Genomic DNA, 17904 nt, shown 5'->3' on the forward strand with positions numbered 1-17904 from the left:
TTCAATTTTCCCGTATCCACACCAGGGTGGCCTGCTTGTTCGCGCGCCGTATCAGCGACTCCGCGTCCAGCGCCGCCCGGCCCAGCCGTATATGGCTGAGCACCAGGAAGAAGTCGCTCTTCACGGTGATCTTGTCGCTGCGCAGCGTCTTGCCGGTGAGGGCCGCCTTGAAATCGTCCGTCCTCAAGAACGGCGTGCGCTTGCGGAACTGCACCAGCGACGCCGCCTCCGACACCGAGTAATTCTCCACCAAGGCCGCCAGCAATTCGGGCTTAGCCATGTTTACGTTGATGGCCGTCACTCCGGTGCCCGTGTCGGGCAGCACCACCACGAATTCGCGCAACCGCTCTATGCCCTGCTGCGTGAAGCCGCTGACCGCCAGCAAGTCCTCCACCCGCATCAGTTCCACCGGCTCGGTGCCGTCGGTGCCCACGGGCTGCGGCGTGCCGGCGGGCGGCGCCGTGCCGCCGGTGTCCGGCGCCTTCCCCTTCTGGCTGCGCGCCACCCGTTCCGCCACCGCCTTGGCCAGCGCGGGATTGAGCTGCAGGTTTTCCAGCAGCTTGCCGAACACGGCCACCTGCCCCGCGTCCAGCAACCTGTCCGCCGCCAGGTTGGCGAGATTGTAACGCGCCTGCGCGTCCGTGATCTGGCCCGACAGGGTGGCGTCGTACCGTTCGTTGTCGGTGCGCTCGCGCTCGACGTAGTCGTCCAGCCGCGTCTCGGCCAGCGCGGTCGCCCACACGCTGGTCTCGGCCGTGATCGAACTGTCGCGGTCGTCCTGCTGCAGGATCAGCCGCGCCCAGTCCAGCGCGCCGCGCAAGATCCACTTGGTCTGCAAGTGCAGGCGCTGGTTCTCGATCGAGCGCACCTGCACCTGCTGCTGCCAGAACAGGCTGGCCACGATGGTGACCGCCAGCGTGGTCAGCAGCAGCGCGGTGATGATGGCCACGCCGCGCTGGCGGCCCGGCGCGCGGAAGCGGGAGCGGAACCCCAGCTGCGCCGTCATTTTGCCCCCAGCAGGAAGATCTTGACCAGCGGATTTGCCTGGTTTTGCAATTGCAGGGACCACTCCAGCCCGGCCGGACCGGCCGCCACGCCCAGCGCCGCCGTCACCATCGCCGGCTGCGGCTGCGCGGTGGCCGCGCCGCCGGCCGCCTGCGGCGTCGGCGCCGGCTGCCAGTCGCCGTTCTCCCACAGCCGCGTCGTCATCGCCTGCACGCCGGCCTGCAAGGTCACGTCCGGCGCCGGGTCGGTGTCGCCCAGCGCGGCCTGCCACAGCTTGTCCAGCTGCAGCAGGTCCAGCGTGCCGGCCGACTCGCGTCGCAGCAGCACGCCGTCGCGGATACGGTAGGAGACCACCTGCAAGCGAGAAGGTTCCCCTTCCATGAACACGGAGCGCACGAAATCGATGCGGGTGGCGTCGGCCACCAGCTGCCGCCGCTGGCGCAGCGACGGCACGGTGGCCAGTTGCTCCAGGTCGCTTTGCAGCTGGGCGAAGGCCAGCTGGGCGCCGCGGGTCTGGTCCATCTGCTCGGTCAAGGCCTGGCGCGAGCGGACGATGCCGTCCAGGCCGCGCCAGCCCAGCACGGCGACGATGGCCAGCACCGCCACCGCCACCAGCAGCTCGACCAGGGTGAAGCCGCGCGGCGCGCGGCGGCTGCGCGCCGCGTTCATTCCTGCAGCACCAGCTGCACCAGCTTGATGATCAGGCGGTCCGGCTGGCGCTCGTCGAACACGCTGACCTCCAGGCGGCGCAGGCGCGGATTGGGGGTGGCGATCACCTCCTCCTGGCAGATCAGCCGCATCTCGCCCTGCGGGCATTCGAAGGAGGTCTTGCCGATGGCCGGATAGCGCTTGGCCAGGCGCACCAGCACCAGCCGGTTCTCGGCCGACCAGGTGGCCATCATGGTGGCGCGCAGGCCGTCGCTGTTCTGGGTCAGGCTGCCGACCGCGCGCAGCGAGGCGCCCAGCGCGGTGCCGACGATGACCAGCGCCACCAGCACCTCCAGCAGGGTGAAGCCGCGCGCGCGGCGGAGCGGGGGGAAAAGGCGCGCCATGTCAGTCCACCGTGAAATGGCCGATGCCGTCGGCGCGGATGGCGACGCTGATGTCGCCGCTGGCCATGGTCAGCACAAAGGGTTTGTCGACCGGTTCGCGGCCGAAGATGATGCGCAGCGTGTCGCCTGGAACCGTCGAGGCCGGCTGCAGCAGCAGGGTCACCGGGCTGTTCTTGAACGGGCGCTCGCGCAGCAGGTCGTCCTGCGTGACCGGCTCCCACACGCGCTGCTCGCCGCGCACCAGGAAACGGTAGGATTCCGGCCCTGCCTCGAAGGCCACCAGGCGGTTGCGCACGATGGCCTCGTCGCGCGCCAGTTGCAGCAGCAGCGCGATGCGCTGCGCCTCCTGCTGCATGGACTGGCGCTGGCTGGGCGCCGAGTTCAGCGACACCAGCCCCAGCGTGATGCCGAAGATGACCAGCACCACCAGCAATTCGATGAGCGTGAAGCCGCGGGCCCGGCCGCGCGGACGGGAGGGGTGCGCAAGCGCGCGCGCGGTCGCGCGCGGCGGATGGCCCGGGGCCTGCATGGCGTTCGCCGACGCTGCCAGGTTGGCCTGGGACGCTTAGTTGTCCCAGGAGCCGATGTCGGCGTCGTCGCCGCTGCCGCCCGGCTGGCCGTCGGCGCCCAGCGAGAACACGTCGATCTCGCCCTTCACGCCCGGCGACAGGAACTGGTAGGGGGCGCCCCATGGATCCTTGGGCATCTTCTCCAGGTAGCCGCCGGCCTTCCAGCCGTTGGCGGCGGGGCCGGCGGTGGGCTTGCTCAGCAGCGCCTGCAGGCCCTGCTCGGTGGTCGGATAGCGCTGGTTGTCCAGCTTGTACAGCTTCATCGCCTGCATGATGGTGGCGATGTCCACCTTGGCGGCCGCGATTTTCGACTCGCCGGTACGGCTCAACAGCTTGGGCACGACCAGCGCGGCCAGCACGCCCATGATCACCACGACCACCATGATCTCGATCAGGGTAAAGCCGCGCGCGCGGCGGCGGAGTGTTACGTTTTGCATAGAAAGAGGACCAGTAAAGGATAAAAATGCGCGTAAGAGTGGCGAAGTATAAGCCTTAATCGTGGCGCCGTGCGGACATGCCGACACGCTTCGGCGCCGCCCCGTTGCCGCCCGCCGCGATGTTGGACGACACCGGCGCCAGCGCCTTCAGCCGCGGCGCGCCGGCGACGAAGGGCGCGATGCCCAGCGCCTGGTCGATCTCGTGCGGATACACCAGGTAGCCGCGCGTGATGACGGCCGCGACCTTGCGCACGTCGGCGATGTTGGTGGTCGGGTCGCCGTCCACCAGCACCAGGTCGGCCAGCTTGCCGGGCGCGACGCTGCCGCGCTCGTGGCTGGTGCGGGTGTACAGCGCGCCGTTGCGGGTGGCCACCTGCAGCGCCTGCGACGGCGTCAAGCCCGCCTGCACCAGCAACTCCAGCTCGGCCTGCAGCGTGAAGCCGGCCAGCTCGTCGGTGCCGGCCACGATGGGCACGCCCGCGCGGTGCAGGCGGCCGACGAAGTCCACCATCTTGGCGTAGGACTTCTCGTAGCGCCCCAGGGTCGCGTCGTCCGCGATCTTCATGGTGCCGACGTGGAAGTTGCGCTGCACGTCGGGCGGCATGTGTTTGGCGATGGGCGCGAACGGCGCGTTCATGTCGCCGTCCCTCTGCTTCAGGAAGGCGAAGGTGGCCAGCGTGGGGTCGATCACCGTCTTTTGTTTCGCCAGGCGGGCGATGAAGTCCTTGACCGGCTTCGAATCGAAGTCCAGCGCGGCGGTCTTGTCGGCCGGCAGGATGAAACGCTCCAGCGTGCGCGTCTCGGTGGCCGGCGTGGCCAGGAAGTTCAGCATCACCTGGTTGATGTGCTGGATCTCGTCGTAGCCCAGGTCCAGCGCCTCGAACGCGCGCAGGCCGGCCGGAACGTGGCCGGACACGCGCATGCCGCGGCTGTGCGCGTAGGCCACCGTGTCCTTCAGGATGGCCTTGGGGAAGGAATTGTAGATCTTCAACTGCGGATAGCCGTGCTCGGCGTACCAGTCGATGGCGTTCCTCGCCTCCGGCAGCGACTTGACGACGAAGCCGCCGTTGGCCGAATAGGCGCTTTCGCCCTCCAGGAAGCCGGTCGGCACGATCTGCGGCGACAGCAGCTTGCCGGCGGCGGTCTCGTCCAGCATCTGCTGCAGCTGGGCGTTGTCGTTGCCCATGTCGCGCACGGTGGTGACGCCGGCCGCGAGGTTCAGGCCGCCTTCCCAGCGGCTCACGTGGCCGTGCATGTCGAACAGGCCGGGCAGCATCACGCGGCCGGCGGCGTCGATCTCGTTGACGGCGCCGCGCACCGGCGAGCCGGCCGGCAGCACGGCGGTGACGCGGCCGCGCAGCACGTACACGTCGGACGGCTTGCCCAGCACCGCCTTCTCGCTGTCGAACACGCGCGCGTTGCGCACCACCGTCAGGCCGTTCAGCGGATGCTGCAGCGTGGCGGCCAGCTCGGCCAGCATCTTTTGCTCGGCCTCGTGCTGCAGCCCGGCCAGCGCCTTGCCGTTGGCTTCCCAGCCCGCCTCGATGGCGGTGAAGGAACCCGGCTCCACCACGGCGAACAGGCGCGGCTTGGCGCCGGTGGTGGCCCAGTAGAATTGCGGCGACAGGCCCAGGCCGGTCTGCGCCAGCAGCTGCACGGTCCGCTCCTCGCCGGCGTTGACGACCCTGGCCTCGACCAGCTTGCGCTGGGTCAGCGTGCCGGACGGCAGCAGCGGCAGCTTGCCGTCCGGCGCGGCGGCCAGCGCGGCGATGGAGGCCGACACGGGTTCGAAGGAGCTGTTCAGCGGCACGTACATGGCGCCGCCGGCCACGGCCAGCTCGCCCTTCTCGGTGGTCGAACGCCACGCGGCCCTGCCGTCCTTGTGCTCGAAGCGCTCGTCCACCACGGCGCCGTAGGTGGAATTGCCCTTGACGCTGTAGCTGGCCATGGTGCCGTCGGCGGCGTAGCGCAGCTCCTCGCTCAGTTCGGGGCCGCGGCCGTTGTCCTTGTAGATGAAGCGCACCCTGGTCAGCCCGTCGTCGCCGCGCTCGACCACCTGTTCGCCGGTCTGCTTGCCGTTCTCGGAGATGATCACGTAGCGCGTGTTCTGGTTCGCGGCGTGCGCGCCGGCCGGCGCGTAGGCGGCGAGCGCGGCGGAAAGGAGCATGGACAGGACTGCTGGGGTGCGTTGCTTGACAGACTGAATCATTCGCTTCATCGGACGGGTTCTCCTGGGGATGGTGGTGCGCCCGGCGCCGCGCTTGTGGCGCAAACCGGGCAGGATGCATTGCGGGCGATACCGATACTGGTCCATTCCATGCGCAGCCCGTCCAGCAGCAGCAGGCGGCCGGACAGCGGCTCGCCTATGCCCATCAGCAGCTTGAGCGCCTCGGCCGCCTGCATGGCGCCGACCACGCCCACCAGCGGCGCGAACACGCCCATGGTGGAGCAGGCCACGTCCTCGAAGGGCTGGTCTTGCGGGAACAGACAGGAATAACAGGGCTGGTTCGCGCCGCGGGCGGCGCCGCCGCGCGGGTCGAACACGCTGATCTGGCCGTCGAAACGGATCACGGCGCCGGACACCAGCGGCACCTGGCGCGCCACGCAGGCGCGGTTGACGGCGTGGCGGGTGGCGAAGTTGTCGGTGCAGTCCAGCACCACGTCGGCGCCGGCGATCAGCTCGGACAGGCGCGCCTCGTCGGCGCGCTCGACCAGCGCCTCGATGACGATGGTGGGATTGATGGCCGCCAGCGTGGCGCGCGCCGACAGCGCCTTGGGCTGGCCCACGCGCTCCATGTTGTGGGCGATCTGGCGCTGCAGGTTGGTGAGGTCGACCGTGTCGTTGTCGACCAGGGTCAGCCGGCCGACGCCGGCCGAGGCCAGGTACATGGCGGCGGGCGAACCCAGGCCGCCGGCGCCGATGACCAGGACGCGCGCGTCCAGCAATTTCTGCTGGCCTTCGATACCGATTTCGTCAAGCAGGATATGGCGCGAATAGCGCAGCAGCTGGTTGTCGTCCATGCGTCTTTCTTATTTTTTCTTCGGCTCTTTGACGGCGGTTTCCAGTTCGCGCACCACTTCGGTTTTCGACAGTTTGACCGGCAGTCCCTTGAAATGGTTCAGCGCCTGGGCCAGCTGGAAGTCGTCCTTGCCGCCGAACTCGACCGGCTTCTGGGTCCTGGCCAGCGCGGCGATGCGCTGCTCCTCCTCCAGCTCGTCGTGGCGGACCGGCGACGGCAGTTCCTGCTCGTCCTTGTTGCCGAGGTGCTTGACCAAGTCCGCCTCGCGCAGGCGCAGGCTGTTCAGGCCGTCGCCGTCGGCGGTCTCGTCGACCAGCATGTCGGGCACGATGCCGCGCGCCTGGATCGAGCGGCCGTGCGGCGTGTAGTAGCGCGCCGTGGTCAGCTTGACGGCGGTGTCGGCGGTGAGCTGGCGCAGCGTCTGCACCGAGCCCTTGCCGAAGGTCTGCGTGCCCATCACGACGGCGCGCTTGTAGTCCTGCAGCGCGCCGGCCACGATCTCGGACGCCGAGGCGGAACCGGAATTGACCAGCACCACCATCGGCACCGTCTTCAGCGCGGCCGGCAGCTTGGCCAGCGGGTCGCTGTTCTGGCGGCCGGAATAGTATTCGGGGCGAGCGTGGAACGATTGCTTGGAGTCGGGCAACTGGCCGTTGGTGGACACCACCACCACGTCCTTGGGCAGGAAGGCGGCCGAGACGCCGATCGCGCCCGGCACCACGCCGCCGGGATCGTTGCGCAGGTCCAGCACCAGGCCCTTGATGCCGGGGTTCTGCGCGTACAGCGCGGCCAGCTTGCGGGCCATGTCCTCCACGGTGGGCTCCTGGAACTGCGACACGCGCACCCAGGCGTAGCCGGGCTCGACCATCTTGGCCTTGACGCTCTGCACCCGGATCTCCTCGCGCATGATGGGCACCACCAGCGGCTTGTCCTCGCCCTTGCGCGACAGCGTCAGCACGATTTTCGATTGCGGCTCGCCGCGCATCTTCTTGATCGCGTCGTCCAGCGACAGGCCGCGGATGGGCGTGTTGTCGAGCCGGGTGATCAGGTCTCCCGCCTTGATGCCGGCGCGAAACGCGGGCGTGTCCTCGATCGGCGAGACCACCTTCACGTAGCCGTCCTCCATGCCCACCTCGATGCCGATGCCGACGAACTTGCCGAGCATGGTCTCGCGCATTTCCCGGAAGGCCTTCTTGTCCAGGTAGACCGAGTGCGGATCGAGCGAGGCCACCATGCCGGAGATGGCCTCGGTGACCAGCTTCTTGTCGTCCACGTCCTCCACGTAGTCGGACTTGATCAGGCCGAACACGTCGGACAGCTGGCGCAACTCCTCCAGCGGCAGCGGATTGCCAACCGATTTCTGCGCGACGGCGGAAAACTGCAGGGTGGCGGCCATGCCGGCCACCATGCCCAGGCCGATCAGGCCGAAACTATTGAACTTGTTGCCCATGATTCTTCCGCGATTGCGGCGCGCGCGCCGCTGGTCTGTTGCGTGGATATTGCGTGGATTAAAACTTGACCCAGCCCGCCGGATCGAACTCTTTACCCTTGTGCCTGAGCTCAAAGTATAAACCCGATTCCTCGTTGCCACCGGTATTTCCGGCCGCCGCGATGACGTCGCCGCCCTTGACGGCCTCGCCCGCGCGCCGCAGCAGCGACTGGTTATTGCCGTAGATGCTCATGTACTGGCCGCCGTGGTCGACGATGATCAGGTTGCCGAAGCCGCGCAGCCACTGGGCGAACACCACCCGTCCGGCGGCGACGGCGTGGATCTCGGCGCCCTCGGCGGTGCGGATGAACACGCCCTTCCAGCTGGGACCGTCGCCGCGCTTGCTGCCGAAGCGCGCCGCCAGCTTGCCCGACACGGGCGGGCGCAGCTGTCCCTTCAGCGCGGAGAAGGCGCCCTCCGGCGCGGCCGGGGCCAGCGCCACGTCGGCCGCGCGGGCCGGCGGCTCCTCGCGCGCCGGCGCGGCGGCGGGCTGGCCGGCGGCCGGCGCCGGGGGCGCGGACGGCGTGGCCGGCGGCGCCGGACGCGACGCCAGCGTGTCGCCCGCGCCGGCCGGGTCCGGCCTGTCGGGGCGGGGCTCCGGCCTCGGGTCCGGCTTGACCGGTTCCGGCGCCGGCAAGGGCTTGGGCGCGGGCTTGCCCTGCTGCCTGGCGATCCGTTCGCGCTCGGCCTGGGCCGCCTGCGCCGCCTTGGCGCGGGCCAGCGCGAGGGCGCGCGCCTGGGCCTGCGCCTTGGCCTCGGCGGCGGCCTGGGCCTCCGCCCTGGCCTTGGCGGCCTTGGCGGCCGCCACTTGTTCCTGGCGGCGCTTCTCGGCGGCGGCCGCCTTCGCCTGTTCCTCGATCAGCTTGTTCAGGCGGTCCACCAGCCCCGCCATGCGCTGCTCGTCCTGCGCCAGCTTGCCGGCCTCCTTGCGCTGCGCCACCAGGCGCTGCGACAGGCCGGCCAGCACGGCGGCGCGTTTCGCTTTTTCCTGTTCCAGCACGGCCTTCTGCTGGCGTTCCTCCTGCGCGATCTCCTCCAGCTCGTCGCGCGCGTTCTGCGCCTCGGCCTGGTTGCCCTCGACGGCCGCCAGGTTGGCGCGCAGCGATTCCAGCAACCGCGCCTGCGCCTGCGACACGTAGGCCATCATTTGCAGGTCGCGGTTGATGCGGTTCGGGTTGTCCCCGGACAGCAGCAGTTTGATGCGGTCCTCATTGCCCGCCACGTATTGCTCGCGCAGCAGCTTGGCCAGCTGGCGCTTTTGCAGCTCCACCGTGGCCTGCAGGCGCAGCTTCTCCTCCGCCAGCGTTTTCAGCTTGAGGTTGGTTTGCGACTGCTCCTCGGCCAGCTCGCGCAGGCTGCGGTTGGCGTTGGAGATCGCCTCCTCCGACTCGGCCAGGGTGTCGGCCGCGTCGTCCTTGGCGCTCTCGGTCTTGCCGATGTCGCGCTTGAGGTTGCTGAGCTTTTGCTGCAGCTCGGCGCGCTCTGCCTCGGCGGCCAGCTTCTGCTTGCTGCGCTCGGTGGCTTTGGGCGCGCCATGGGCGGCGCCCATCGCCAGCAGCGCGGGCAGCAGCAAGGCCCCCGCGCGGCGGGAAATGAAAGACCAGGACATCTCGTGGTTTACCGGAGCCTTACTTGGCCTTGCCCTGGTTGGCGACGGCGGCCTGCGCGGCGGCGATCGCGGCCGGGTCGCCCAGGTAGTAGTGGCGGATCGGTTTCAGGTCGGCGTCCAGCTCGTACACCAGCGGCTGGCCGTTGGGGATGTTCAGGCCGACGATGTCGCTGTCGCTGATGCCGTCCAGCATCTTGATCAGCGCGCGCAGGCTGTTGCCGTGGGCCGAGATGATGATTTTCTTGCCGGCGCGGATGGCCGGGGCGATCTCCTCGTCCCAGGCCGGCATCACGCGGGCCACGGTGTCCTTCAGGCATTCGGTCAGCGGGATGCTGGACTTCGGCAGGCCGGCGTAGCGCGGGTCGTTGTAGGAGGTGCGCTCGTCGTCCTCGGCCAGCGGCTCCGGCGGGGTGTCATAGCTGCGGCGCCACACCAGCACCTGCGCGTCGCCGTACTTGGCGGCGGTTTCCGCCTTGTCCAGGCCCTGCAGCGCGCCGTAGTGGCGCTCGTTCAGGCGCCAGTCGTGCTTGATCGGCAGGTACATCATGTCCATCTCGTCCAGCGTCAGCCACAGCGTGCGGATGGCGCGTTTCAGCACCGAGGTGTAGGCCAGGTCGAAGGTGTAGCCCTCGTCCTTGAGGACCTTGCCGGCGGCTTTGGCTTCCGCCACGCCCTTCTCGGTGAGGTCGACATCGGTCCAGCCGGTGAAGCGGTTTTCCAGATTCCAGGTGGATTCGCCGTGACGCATGAAAACGATTTTGTACATAGCTCTGTCTATAAAAGTGTGAAAAAAGCTGCTGAGGTGGGTTTCAAGCTTCTATTTTATAATGCGCGGATAACCTGTAACCATTGGAAACCCGTGAAATTCCTCATCGACCAAATCTTTCTGATCGGCATCGCCGTTCTTTCCGGCGGCGCGCTGCTGTGGCCAGTGCTGACCCAGCGCGGTAAAAAAGCCTCCCCGCAGGAGGTGACGCTGTTGATAAACCGCGCCAAGGCCACCATCTTGGACATCAGGGATGCGGCCGCTTACGCGGCTGGCCACTTGCCGGAGGCCAAGAACATCCCGTCCGCCGAGCTGGCCAACCGCGCCGGCGAGCTGGAAAAGTTCAAAACCCGCACCATTGTCGTGGTTTGCCAGACCGGCGGCCGCGCGTTTGGCGCCGCCAAGACCCTGGAAAAGGCTGGATATGAGAACGTGGTGGTCCTCGACGGCGGTCAAGCCGCCTGGCAGACCGCTGGCTTGCCTTTGGCCAAGTAAAGACATTGGAGGAAACCGACATGACAGCCCATGTATTGCTCTATAGCACCGCCGTGTGCCCCTATTGCGTGCGCGCCGAGCGCCTGCTGGAAAGCAAAGGCGTGACCGGCATCGAAAAGATCCGCGTCGACCTCGATCCGGAACAGCGCGTGATCATGATGCAAAAGACCGGCCGCCGCACGGTGCCCCAGATCTACATCGGCGACACCCATGTCGGCGGTTTCGACGATTTGTATGCGCTCGATCAAGCCGGGCGGCTGGACCCCTTGTTAAAAGGCTAAGCGCCCTCAAATTGGTTTTCGCGACATCGGTTTTTGATACAATTACCGGCGCGCCTGCGCGGGCCACGTTAGCGCTCGCAGCGAGCGCGACCGCCTGAGCGGCCCCGCCGCTCTTTTCCAATCTTAGAAAGCGTTCCATGTCTGACGAAAATCTGCAACCAGTATTCCAAATCCAACGCGTCTACCTGAAAGACATGTCGCTGGAACAACCGAACTCCCCGGCCGTTTTCCTGGAACAGGAAGCGCCTAGCATCGAAGTCGCGCTGGACGTGGCCGCCGAGCCGCTGGCCGAAGGCATCTTCGAGTCGACCGTGACCATCACCGTGACCGCCAAGGTCAAGGACAAAGTGGCCTTCCTGGTAGAAGGCAAGCAAGCCGGTATCTTCGAGGCGCGCAACATTCCGGCCGAACAGCTGGATCCGCTGCTGGGCATCGGCTGCCCGAACATCGTTTACCCTTACCTGCGCGCCAACATCGCCGACCTGATCACCCGCGCCGGCTTCCCGCCAGTGCACCTGGCCGAAATCAACTTCGAAGTGTTCTACCAGCAGCGTCTGCAAGCCCTGGCCGAACAGCAAGCGGCCACCGCCGCCGCCGCCGCGCCAGCGGATGGTGCGACGCACTAATTGTAATTCCAGTAATATGTAGTACCCCTCAAAGGCCGGCAGCGGCCTTTGAGTTTTTCCACACCCGATTTTCGCTACAGAGGCCAGGCATGACCGTATTCCGATTGATCGCAGGCGCAACGCTGATGCTGGCAGCCGCGGCCAGCCACGCGCTCGACTTCAAATCGGTGGGCGCCGCGCCGGTCATCCTGTACGACGCCCCGTCCACCAAGGGCGTCAAGCAGTTCGTGGCGCCGCGCGGCATGCCGGTGGAGATCGTGCTCAGCTACGGCGAATGGGTCAAGGTGCGGGACGCCAACGGCGACCTGGCCTGGACCGAGGCCAAGGGCCTGAGCCCGCGCCGCACCGTGGTGGTACGCAACGCCAATGTGAAGGTCCGCGCGGCCGCCGACGAGAACGCCGCCCCCGCCTTCACCGCCGACAAGGGCGTGCTGCTGGAACTGCAGGAAGTGGCCGGCGGCGGCTGGATCAAGGTGCGCCATCGCGACGGCGCGACCGGCTACGTGAAAAGCAGCGACATCTGGGGCATCTGAAGCATGCATGACAATATGAGCAACACCGCGCCCGTCCTCGGCGCGCGCAGGATCAGTGTGCTGGGCGCCGGCGCCTGGGGCACCGCCGTCGCAATCGCCCTGGCGCAGCGCCACGAGGTCGTGCTGTGGGGCCGCAACACCCTGGTCATGCAGGAAATGGCCGCCGCGCGCGACAACGTCGCCTACCTGCCCGGCCATCCCTTCCCGCCCAACCTGTCCATCTCCTTCGATTTCGACGCCGCCGTGGCCCACGCCGCCGACGGACTGCTGATCGCCGCCTGCCCGGTGGCCGGCCTGCGGCCACTGTTGCAACAACTACAAGGCCACGAGATTCCCAACATCGTCTGGCTGTGCAAGGGATTCGAGTACGAGACCGGGCTGCTGCCGCACCAGATCGTCCAGGAAGTGCTGGGCGACAAGGTGGCCGGCGGCGCGCTGTCCGGTCCGTCGTTCGCGCAAGAGGTGGCACGCGGCCTGCCGTGCGCGCTGACCATCGCCTCCGGCTCCGACGCCTTGCGCGACAACGTGGTCGCGACCGTGCACGGTGGCAATATCCGTGTCTACTCCAGCGCCGACCTGGCGGGGGTGGAAGTGGGCGGCGCCGTCAAGAACGTGCTGGCCATCGCGACCGGCATCGCGGACGGCCTGGGCCTGGGCCTGAACGCCCGCGCGGCCCTGATCACGCGCGGCCTGGCGGAGATCACCCGGCTCGGCGGCGCACTCGGCGGCCAGGTCGAAACATTCATGGGCCTGACCGGCATGGGCGACCTGATCCTGACTTGCACCGGCGACCTGTCGCGCAATCGCAGGGTCGGTCTGGGATTGGCCCAAGGTAAATCGCTGGACACCGTGGTCGGCGAATTGGGACACGTGGCCGAGGGCGTTCCCTGCGCCAAGGCCGTGCGCGAATTGGCGGCCAAACTGGGCGTCGATATGCCCATCACCAATGCGGTGGCCGGCGTGTTATTCGACGGCGACCAGCCGCAAGCCATGGTCGCGAGGTTGTTGGCGCGCGATCCGCGCGGTGAATCCGTTAATCCCGCAGCAAAATAGTTTTCAGCGCCAGCGTATCCTGTTCCGCCTGCACCATATGCGGCGTGCACGCGGCCAGATAAAGCATTTCCCCCGCGCGCAACAAGGTGGTCCGGCCATGCGCCGTGATCGCCAATTCCCCTTGCAGGCATTGCAGCGTCACCTCGCCTTTCACTTGGTGCGAAGGCAGGACTTTCCCCTTCGGTATCACCATCCTCATCAATTCCAGCTGCTCGGTTTTAACCAGCGCGATGGACGCGAATTGGCTTAAATCCTCCGCCGATTTGACGAGCGTAATCGCCTGTCCGGATGAAGCGTGCTGTAGCGCCATAATGCCCTCCCATTAAAAAAGGGCAGCGCATTCCTGCCACTGCCCTTTTATTCGGCCGCTAGGCCATTAGCAGCAATCCGCCAGCATACGCAGGCAGCATTCTATGCTCGCGCAGCAATCCATATTGGACGCCAGCGCCACGGCGGAAATCGTCATTAGCACGGCAGCCGCGGAAAGTTTGATCAGTTTGGATTTCATGGTTATTCCTTTTAATGAGTGAAGTTCAATTCGGTTTCGTCGAATGACATTCAATCAGGCGGACACCATACTTCGCTGATCCGTTGAGGCAAATACCACACCAATTCCGTTGAAGGGCCAACCGGCTTTGCGATGGCGGGCGGCGCGATAATCAAGGCGGCGAATTGCGGAGGCTGTTCCGTCAGGCAACCCATCGCGGCGCATTGCACCACGCCGCAATCCATTTCATCGCAACAACTATGCACCGATCCCGCCGCGCTTGAGGAAGCTTGCAGCAGGAATACCAAAGCGACGAGGAAAAGGCGGAGATGGCGCATATGGCCATTCTTGCACAAAAATGGCCACCATGGCGCGTACAGCTGCGGTTTTGCGCCAATTATTGGCATGATCATGCCGGAAATCGGCATGCAGACGGCGCGAGAGCCCGGGAAGGAGAGCAATAGTCAAGATGTTCAATGCCAGAAAACCCAACGTATATAGCGATAAATATTATCGCTATTCATCACCTATACCGGCCTCCGGATAAAGGCTAATACTTTGGTCGTCAACATGCGAGGCAAAAGCGACCGGGCGGTGCACTCCCCCGTCCCGTCATTTGAATGAATTCAACGCGCGCCAGCAGCTGGCTCGTCAACCGTACTCCATTCTCGCAAGACTTCAAGAAGAAACGCGCCCATTCAGTCAATCCGCGCGCAGCATCCAACACTTCGTTGGCGTTGTGAGGTGCAAGGGACAATCCTGCCGGTGGCGGGAAAAACTGCGAATGGGCGATCACTCCAGCCCTCGGTCATCCTCACTCAGCCGTAATATGAATCCGCATGGGAGGCCAATAGAAAATCCGGCGCCGGATATTTCCGGGTTTGGCCATCACTTCCCAAACGCGGCCTGCCGCTTGGCATCCCCGCGTGGGAATGAACGGTATAGAGCTGCTGAGCATCAGTTACGCTGGCAATAACCTGGCAATAACCTGGCATCCACCGGCACCAAGACTGTCAACGGCGACGCGTTCAACAATAAGATTCGCGTGGAGAGCGATGTCGGCAAGATTGATGGCGGCTCAGGCTTTGACGAGGTCGTATTCTCCAGCGGTCGCGATATTTATATCGTCGACAAGGATGCTGGCGACACTGTTTCCGTGATGGACGCGAATTCCGTTTTCACCAGCCTTTCCAATGTCAAAGCGCTGAGAACAAGTCGCGCTGGTGGGGATCACGGAGGACGGGATTTTCTTCAGCTGACCAACGATGGCTTTGCCCGCGCTCGCAGCCGCGTTAGCGCGATTCCGGATAGCGGCCGGTCGCTACGGCTCCTTCTTGGCGCCCTTTTTCCCGCCGGGCTTTTTGGCTTGTTCGGAGGGAAAGAGTCCTCGTATGACGCCGAGGAACGCGGCCAGGACGTTGATCGTCACGCCCGTGGTGATCGCGATCAGCGCGGTGTCGCTGATCATTTGTTTGCCGGTGCAGGCGTAGACGATGGCGTTCGAGGAAATGGCGAAGGCCCAGAAGATGATACATGCGGAAGCGAGGAAATAAGCCTTGTCCGCGTAGGTGGCGCGCAGCGCCCGGTTGGCTTTCTGGTTTTCCGCTTCCTCATTAATGAGGACGTCCTGAAGAGGACCGCTTTCGCCGACATATGCCTCGGGCGGCGCGTCTTCGGTTGCCTCGACCGGTTCAGGCTCCTGGCCCCCGTCCTCCCGCTGACTCAAGCCGCGCCCCGCGCCTTGAACCTGCCGTCCCGCAGCGTCGCCTCGCGCAACATGTCGTTCGGGATGGGATTGCCATCCACGCCGCCCGAGGTGGACCAGGCGGAGTCTTTCTCATGCGTCATGGTTGAAAGCGTCGAACCCGAGTAGGCGCCGTATTCCGCCAGGATCTCGTCGATCAGTTCCCAGGTGCGCGTATCCTGCTCGCTGACGATGGGGCGGCGCTTGGTGAGCGCACCCTCCTCCTCCACAATATGCCCGCCATAGGCCGTGATGGGATTCGGCCCGTATTCCTTGAACTCGTGATACAGGGATGGAATGACCGGACCGTACTTCCAGCGGCAGAAAAAGTCGTCGATCAGCGGCCGCCCTTGTTTCGCCAGATGCCAGGATTGCACGTAAAACAAGAGCTTCTGCAGCTTCATCGGCGAAAGATGGGCGACCTTGCCCTCCTTCGCGCGCTTGACCAAGGCATTCGCAACGGCCATTGCTGAGTACGCCATATTGCCTCCTTAGTGAAGTGAACAAGCTTTGCAAAAGCATATAGTGACACATTCGCCGACTCCAAGCTGTATAAATATACAGTCCGGACAGCAAAAAGCCCAGCCATATAGGCTGGGCTCGCGAATGCTGGTGCCGGCTGCCGGTTTCGAACTGGCCACCTGATGATTACAAATCAACTGCTCTACCAAATGAGCTAAGCCGGCGTAACTTTTCCGCGTGGATTATACCTTATTTGATACGGGTCAGCGTCGGGCGGCCGCCTTTTTTGGGCGGTTCGCCGCCGTCGTCCGGACCGTCGTCGCCGCGGATCTCGGCGGGACGGGATTCGGCCGCCGGGCTGGGCACCGGCGCCAAGGTCGGCGCCGCGGGCGCGGCCGGCGCGCTGGCCGTCGGCGCCTGCGTGTCCGGCGCGTACATGCCCAGTTGCGGCTCGAACGCCATGCCCTGGCCGTTCTCGTTGGCGTAGATGGCCATGACGTTGTTCACCGGCACGAAAATCTCGCGCGACACGCCGCCGAAGCGGGCGTTGAAGCGGATACTGTCGTTGTCCATCTTCAGCCCGGCGGTGGCGCCGAAGCTGATGTTGAGCACGATTTCACCCTTCTTGACGTACTCCATCGGCACCGTGGTGGCGGCATCGACCTTGACGGCCAGGTAGGGCGTGTAGCCGCTGTCGGTGCACCATTCGTAGATGGCGCGCAGCATGTAGGGCTTGGTAGAGATCTCGGACATGGTGTTAACGGCGCATGACCTTTTCGGATGGCGTCAGCGCTTCGATGTAGGCCGGACGCGAGAAGATGCGCTCGGCGTACTTCATCAGCGGCGCGGCGGTCTTCGACAGCTCGATGCCATAGTGGTCCAGACGCCACAGCAGCGGAGCGACCGCCACGTCCAGCATCGAGAATTCGTCGCCCAGCATGTACTTGTTCTTCAGGAACAGCGGCGCCAGGGTGGTCAGGCGGTCGCGGATTTCCGCGCGCGCCTTGTCGTGGCTCTTGTCGTTGACCTTGGCGCGCTCGCTTTCCAGCGTGTGCACGTGGACGAACAACTCCTTCTCGAAGTTGAACAGCATCAGGCGGGCGCGCGCGCGCATCAGCGGGTCGGCCGGCATCAGCTGCGGGTGCGGGAAGCGCTCGTCGATGTACTCGTTGATGATGTTCGATTCGTACAGGATCAGTTCGCGCTCGACCAGGATCGGCACCTGGCCGTACGGGTTCATGGTCGAAATGTCTTCCGGCTTGTTGAACAGGTCCACATCGCGCACTTCGAAGTCCATGCCTTTTTCGAACAGGACCAGGCGGCAGCGTTGGGAGAATGGGCAGGTCGTGCCCGAATAGAGAACCATCATTTTTGTAGTTCCTTAGAAACAAAATGGGATGTAGCCGTAAACACGGCTCACCCCAGGACGCGCCCGCCACGCGGGCGGCGCAAAACACACACGCCGGACCAGCCGGCATGCCTCACTTATTTGACTTCTTTCCAGTACGACGCGTTCAGGCGCCAGGCCAGAAGGGCGAAGCCGGTCAGGAACAGCAGCACCCAAACGCCGAGGCGCTTGCGGGTCTGCTGGGCCGGCTCGGCCATCCATTCCATATAGCCGACCAGGTCCGCCACTGCGGTGTCGAACTCCAGCTTGCTCATGCTGCCCTTCTGCACCTGCTCGAACCCGACGAACTTGTGCACCGTCTTGCCCGCGTCGTGCGGATCCTTCTCCTCGGCGAACTTGGCGGCCTGCACGCCCTGCATTTCCCACAGGACATGCGGCATCGCCACGTTCGGCAGGATCAGGTTGTTCCAGCCGGTCGGGCGCGAGTCATCCTTGTAGAAGGTGCGCAGATACGTATACAGGTAGTCGCCGCCGGTGCCGCCGGGGCCCGATTTCGCGCGCGAAATCACCGACAGATCCGGTGGCACCACGCCGAACCAGACCTTGGCGTCCTTGGCCGGCATCGCCGTGGTCATCATTTCGCCCACTTTTTCGCCGGTGAACAGCAGGTTGCCCTTGATCTGTTCCTCCGTCAGGCCCAGGTCCTTCAGGCGGTTGTAACGCATGGAAGACGCATTATGGCAGTTCAGGCAGTAGTTCACAAATAACTTGGCGCCGTTTTGCAGGGCGGCCATGTTGGTGGAACGGTCCGGCGCCTTCTCCAGCGGGTGGCTACTTTCACTGGCCAGGGCCAGGGCCGGCGCCAAGGCCAGGATCGCGAGCAGTTTCTTTGCAAAATTCATGTGTTGTCCTCTTCAGCGATGATCGG

The 17904-nt window shown here is 65.4% G+C and carries 23 protein-coding genes and 1 tRNA gene; 5 read left to right on the forward strand and 19 right to left on the reverse strand.

Going from position 1 to position 17904, the window contains the following annotated elements; translation table 11 throughout:
* Position 1 precedes the first annotated feature (1 nt).
* From gspK to gpmA, 10 genes are read right to left on the reverse strand one after another with little or no spacing between them, the layout of a single operon-like run.
* A complete protein-coding gene (gspK, locus tag BM436_RS26380; protein ID WP_093558515.1) occupies positions 2 to 1006 on the reverse strand; it encodes a type II secretion system minor pseudopilin GspK in 1005 nt (334 codons plus the stop codon).
* The gene (locus BM436_RS26385; protein ID WP_093558516.1) at positions 1003 to 1674 is read right to left on the reverse strand and encodes a PulJ/GspJ family protein; all 672 of its coding nucleotides are present in this window, start codon (positions 1672 to 1674) and stop codon (positions 1003 to 1005) included. Before BM436_RS26385 ends, gspK begins: the two co-directional genes overlap by 4 nt.
* A complete protein-coding gene (gene gspI / locus BM436_RS26390; RefSeq protein WP_093558517.1) occupies positions 1671 to 2057 on the reverse strand; it encodes a type II secretion system minor pseudopilin GspI in 387 nt (128 codons plus the stop codon). The genes BM436_RS26385 and gspI overlap by 4 nt, the downstream gene beginning before the upstream one ends.
* 1 nt (position 2058) lies before the next feature.
* Entirely contained in the window at positions 2059 to 2586 is a 528-nt protein-coding gene (gene gspH, locus BM436_RS26395; protein ID WP_093558518.1) for a type II secretion system minor pseudopilin GspH, read from the reverse strand.
* A 36-nt stretch (positions 2587 to 2622) separates the two neighbouring features.
* The gene (gene gspG, locus BM436_RS26400) at positions 2623 to 3063 is read right to left on the reverse strand and encodes a type II secretion system major pseudopilin GspG (RefSeq protein ID WP_093558519.1); all 441 of its coding nucleotides are present in this window, start codon (positions 3061 to 3063) and stop codon (positions 2623 to 2625) included.
* Positions 3064 to 3118: 55 nt separating this feature from the next.
* Positions 3119 to 5230, reverse strand: coding sequence for an amidohydrolase family protein (locus tag BM436_RS26405; RefSeq protein WP_229490742.1), 2112 nt, complete (start codon positions 5228 to 5230; stop codon positions 3119 to 3121).
* Between the two features lie 47 nt (positions 5231 to 5277).
* Positions 5278 to 6084, reverse strand: a complete 807-nt coding sequence (locus BM436_RS26410; protein WP_093558521.1) for a HesA/MoeB/ThiF family protein — start codon at positions 6082 to 6084, stop codon at positions 5278 to 5280.
* 9 nt (positions 6085 to 6093) lie between these two features.
* Positions 6094 to 7533: a S41 family peptidase gene (locus tag BM436_RS26415; protein WP_093558522.1), complete on the reverse strand. Its 1440-nt coding sequence runs from the start codon at positions 7531 to 7533 to the stop codon at positions 6094 to 6096.
* A gap of 58 nt (positions 7534 to 7591) precedes the next feature.
* Entirely contained in the window at positions 7592 to 9181 is a 1590-nt protein-coding gene (locus BM436_RS26420) for a murein hydrolase activator EnvC family protein (RefSeq protein ID WP_093558523.1), read from the reverse strand.
* Between the two features lie 19 nt (positions 9182 to 9200).
* Positions 9201 to 9947 (reverse strand): 2,3-diphosphoglycerate-dependent phosphoglycerate mutase, encoded by a 747-nt coding sequence (gene gpmA / locus BM436_RS26425; protein ID WP_093558524.1) that lies wholly within the window; start codon positions 9945 to 9947, stop codon positions 9201 to 9203.
* Between the two features lie 93 nt (positions 9948 to 10040).
* Between gpmA and BM436_RS26430 the strand changes: the two genes are divergently transcribed.
* The 5 genes from BM436_RS26430 (at position 10041) to BM436_RS26450 (ending at position 12935) form a co-directional block, all read left to right on the forward strand.
* Positions 10041 to 10442, forward strand: coding sequence for a rhodanese-like domain-containing protein (locus tag BM436_RS26430; protein WP_093558525.1), 402 nt, complete (start codon positions 10041 to 10043; stop codon positions 10440 to 10442).
* A 20-nt stretch (positions 10443 to 10462) separates the two neighbouring features.
* Complete coding sequence (gene grxC, locus BM436_RS26435) at positions 10463 to 10723, forward strand: glutaredoxin 3 (RefSeq protein WP_093558556.1); 261 nt, start codon at positions 10463 to 10465, stop codon at positions 10721 to 10723.
* Positions 10724 to 10860: 137 nt separating this feature from the next.
* Entirely contained in the window at positions 10861 to 11349 is a 489-nt protein-coding gene (gene secB / locus BM436_RS26440) for a protein-export chaperone SecB (RefSeq protein ID WP_093558526.1), read from the forward strand.
* Positions 11350 to 11438: 89 nt separating this feature from the next.
* A complete protein-coding gene (locus tag BM436_RS26445; RefSeq protein ID WP_093558527.1) occupies positions 11439 to 11882 on the forward strand; it encodes an SH3 domain-containing protein in 444 nt (147 codons plus the stop codon).
* A 15-nt stretch (positions 11883 to 11897) separates the two neighbouring features.
* Complete coding sequence (locus BM436_RS26450; protein ID WP_229490744.1) at positions 11898 to 12935, forward strand: NAD(P)H-dependent glycerol-3-phosphate dehydrogenase; 1038 nt, start codon at positions 11898 to 11900, stop codon at positions 12933 to 12935.
* Here BM436_RS26450 and BM436_RS26455 read toward each other — a convergent pair.
* The 9 genes from BM436_RS26455 to BM436_RS26485 form a co-directional block, all read right to left on the reverse strand.
* Positions 12916 to 13245 carry a cupin domain-containing protein gene (locus BM436_RS26455; RefSeq protein ID WP_093558529.1) on the reverse strand — a complete coding sequence of 110 codons (330 nt, stop codon included), beginning with the start codon at positions 13243 to 13245 and terminating at the stop codon, positions 12916 to 12918. The genes BM436_RS26450 and BM436_RS26455 overlap by 20 nt on opposite strands.
* A 66-nt stretch (positions 13246 to 13311) precedes the next feature.
* Complete coding sequence (locus BM436_RS38355; protein ID WP_259741444.1) at positions 13312 to 13443, reverse strand: hypothetical protein; 132 nt, start codon at positions 13441 to 13443, stop codon at positions 13312 to 13314.
* Between the two features lie 50 nt (positions 13444 to 13493).
* Entirely contained in the window at positions 13494 to 13850 is a 357-nt protein-coding gene (locus BM436_RS36465; protein WP_143133314.1) for a hypothetical protein, read from the reverse strand.
* An 893-nt stretch (positions 13851 to 14743) separates the two neighbouring features.
* A complete protein-coding gene (locus BM436_RS26460; RefSeq protein WP_093558530.1) occupies positions 14744 to 15148 on the reverse strand; it encodes a hypothetical protein in 405 nt (134 codons plus the stop codon).
* Positions 15145 to 15648 (reverse strand): Panacea domain-containing protein, encoded by a 504-nt coding sequence (locus BM436_RS26465; RefSeq protein WP_093558531.1) that lies wholly within the window; start codon positions 15646 to 15648, stop codon positions 15145 to 15147. The genes BM436_RS26460 and BM436_RS26465 overlap by 4 nt, the downstream gene beginning before the upstream one ends.
* Before the next feature lie 128 nt (positions 15649 to 15776).
* Positions 15777 to 15852 (reverse strand) — tRNA-Thr (locus BM436_RS26470).
* A 25-nt stretch (positions 15853 to 15877) separates the two neighbouring features.
* On the reverse strand, positions 15878 to 16381 hold the full coding sequence (locus BM436_RS26475) for a ClpXP protease specificity-enhancing factor (RefSeq protein WP_093558532.1): 504 nt from the start codon (positions 16379 to 16381) through the stop codon (positions 15878 to 15880).
* A 4-nt stretch (positions 16382 to 16385) separates the two neighbouring features.
* Entirely contained in the window at positions 16386 to 16997 is a 612-nt protein-coding gene (locus tag BM436_RS26480; RefSeq protein WP_093558533.1) for a glutathione S-transferase N-terminal domain-containing protein, read from the reverse strand.
* A 116-nt stretch (positions 16998 to 17113) separates the two neighbouring features.
* Positions 17114 to 17878, reverse strand: a complete 765-nt coding sequence (locus BM436_RS26485) for a cytochrome c1 (RefSeq protein WP_093558534.1) — start codon at positions 17876 to 17878, stop codon at positions 17114 to 17116.
* Between the last annotated feature and the right edge of the window lie 26 nt (positions 17879 to 17904).

Origin of the sequence: Pseudoduganella namucuonensis, from assembly GCF_900116645.1 — a bacterium.
Taxonomy (GTDB): Bacteria; Pseudomonadota; Gammaproteobacteria; order Burkholderiales; family Burkholderiaceae_D; genus Rugamonas; species Rugamonas namucuonensis.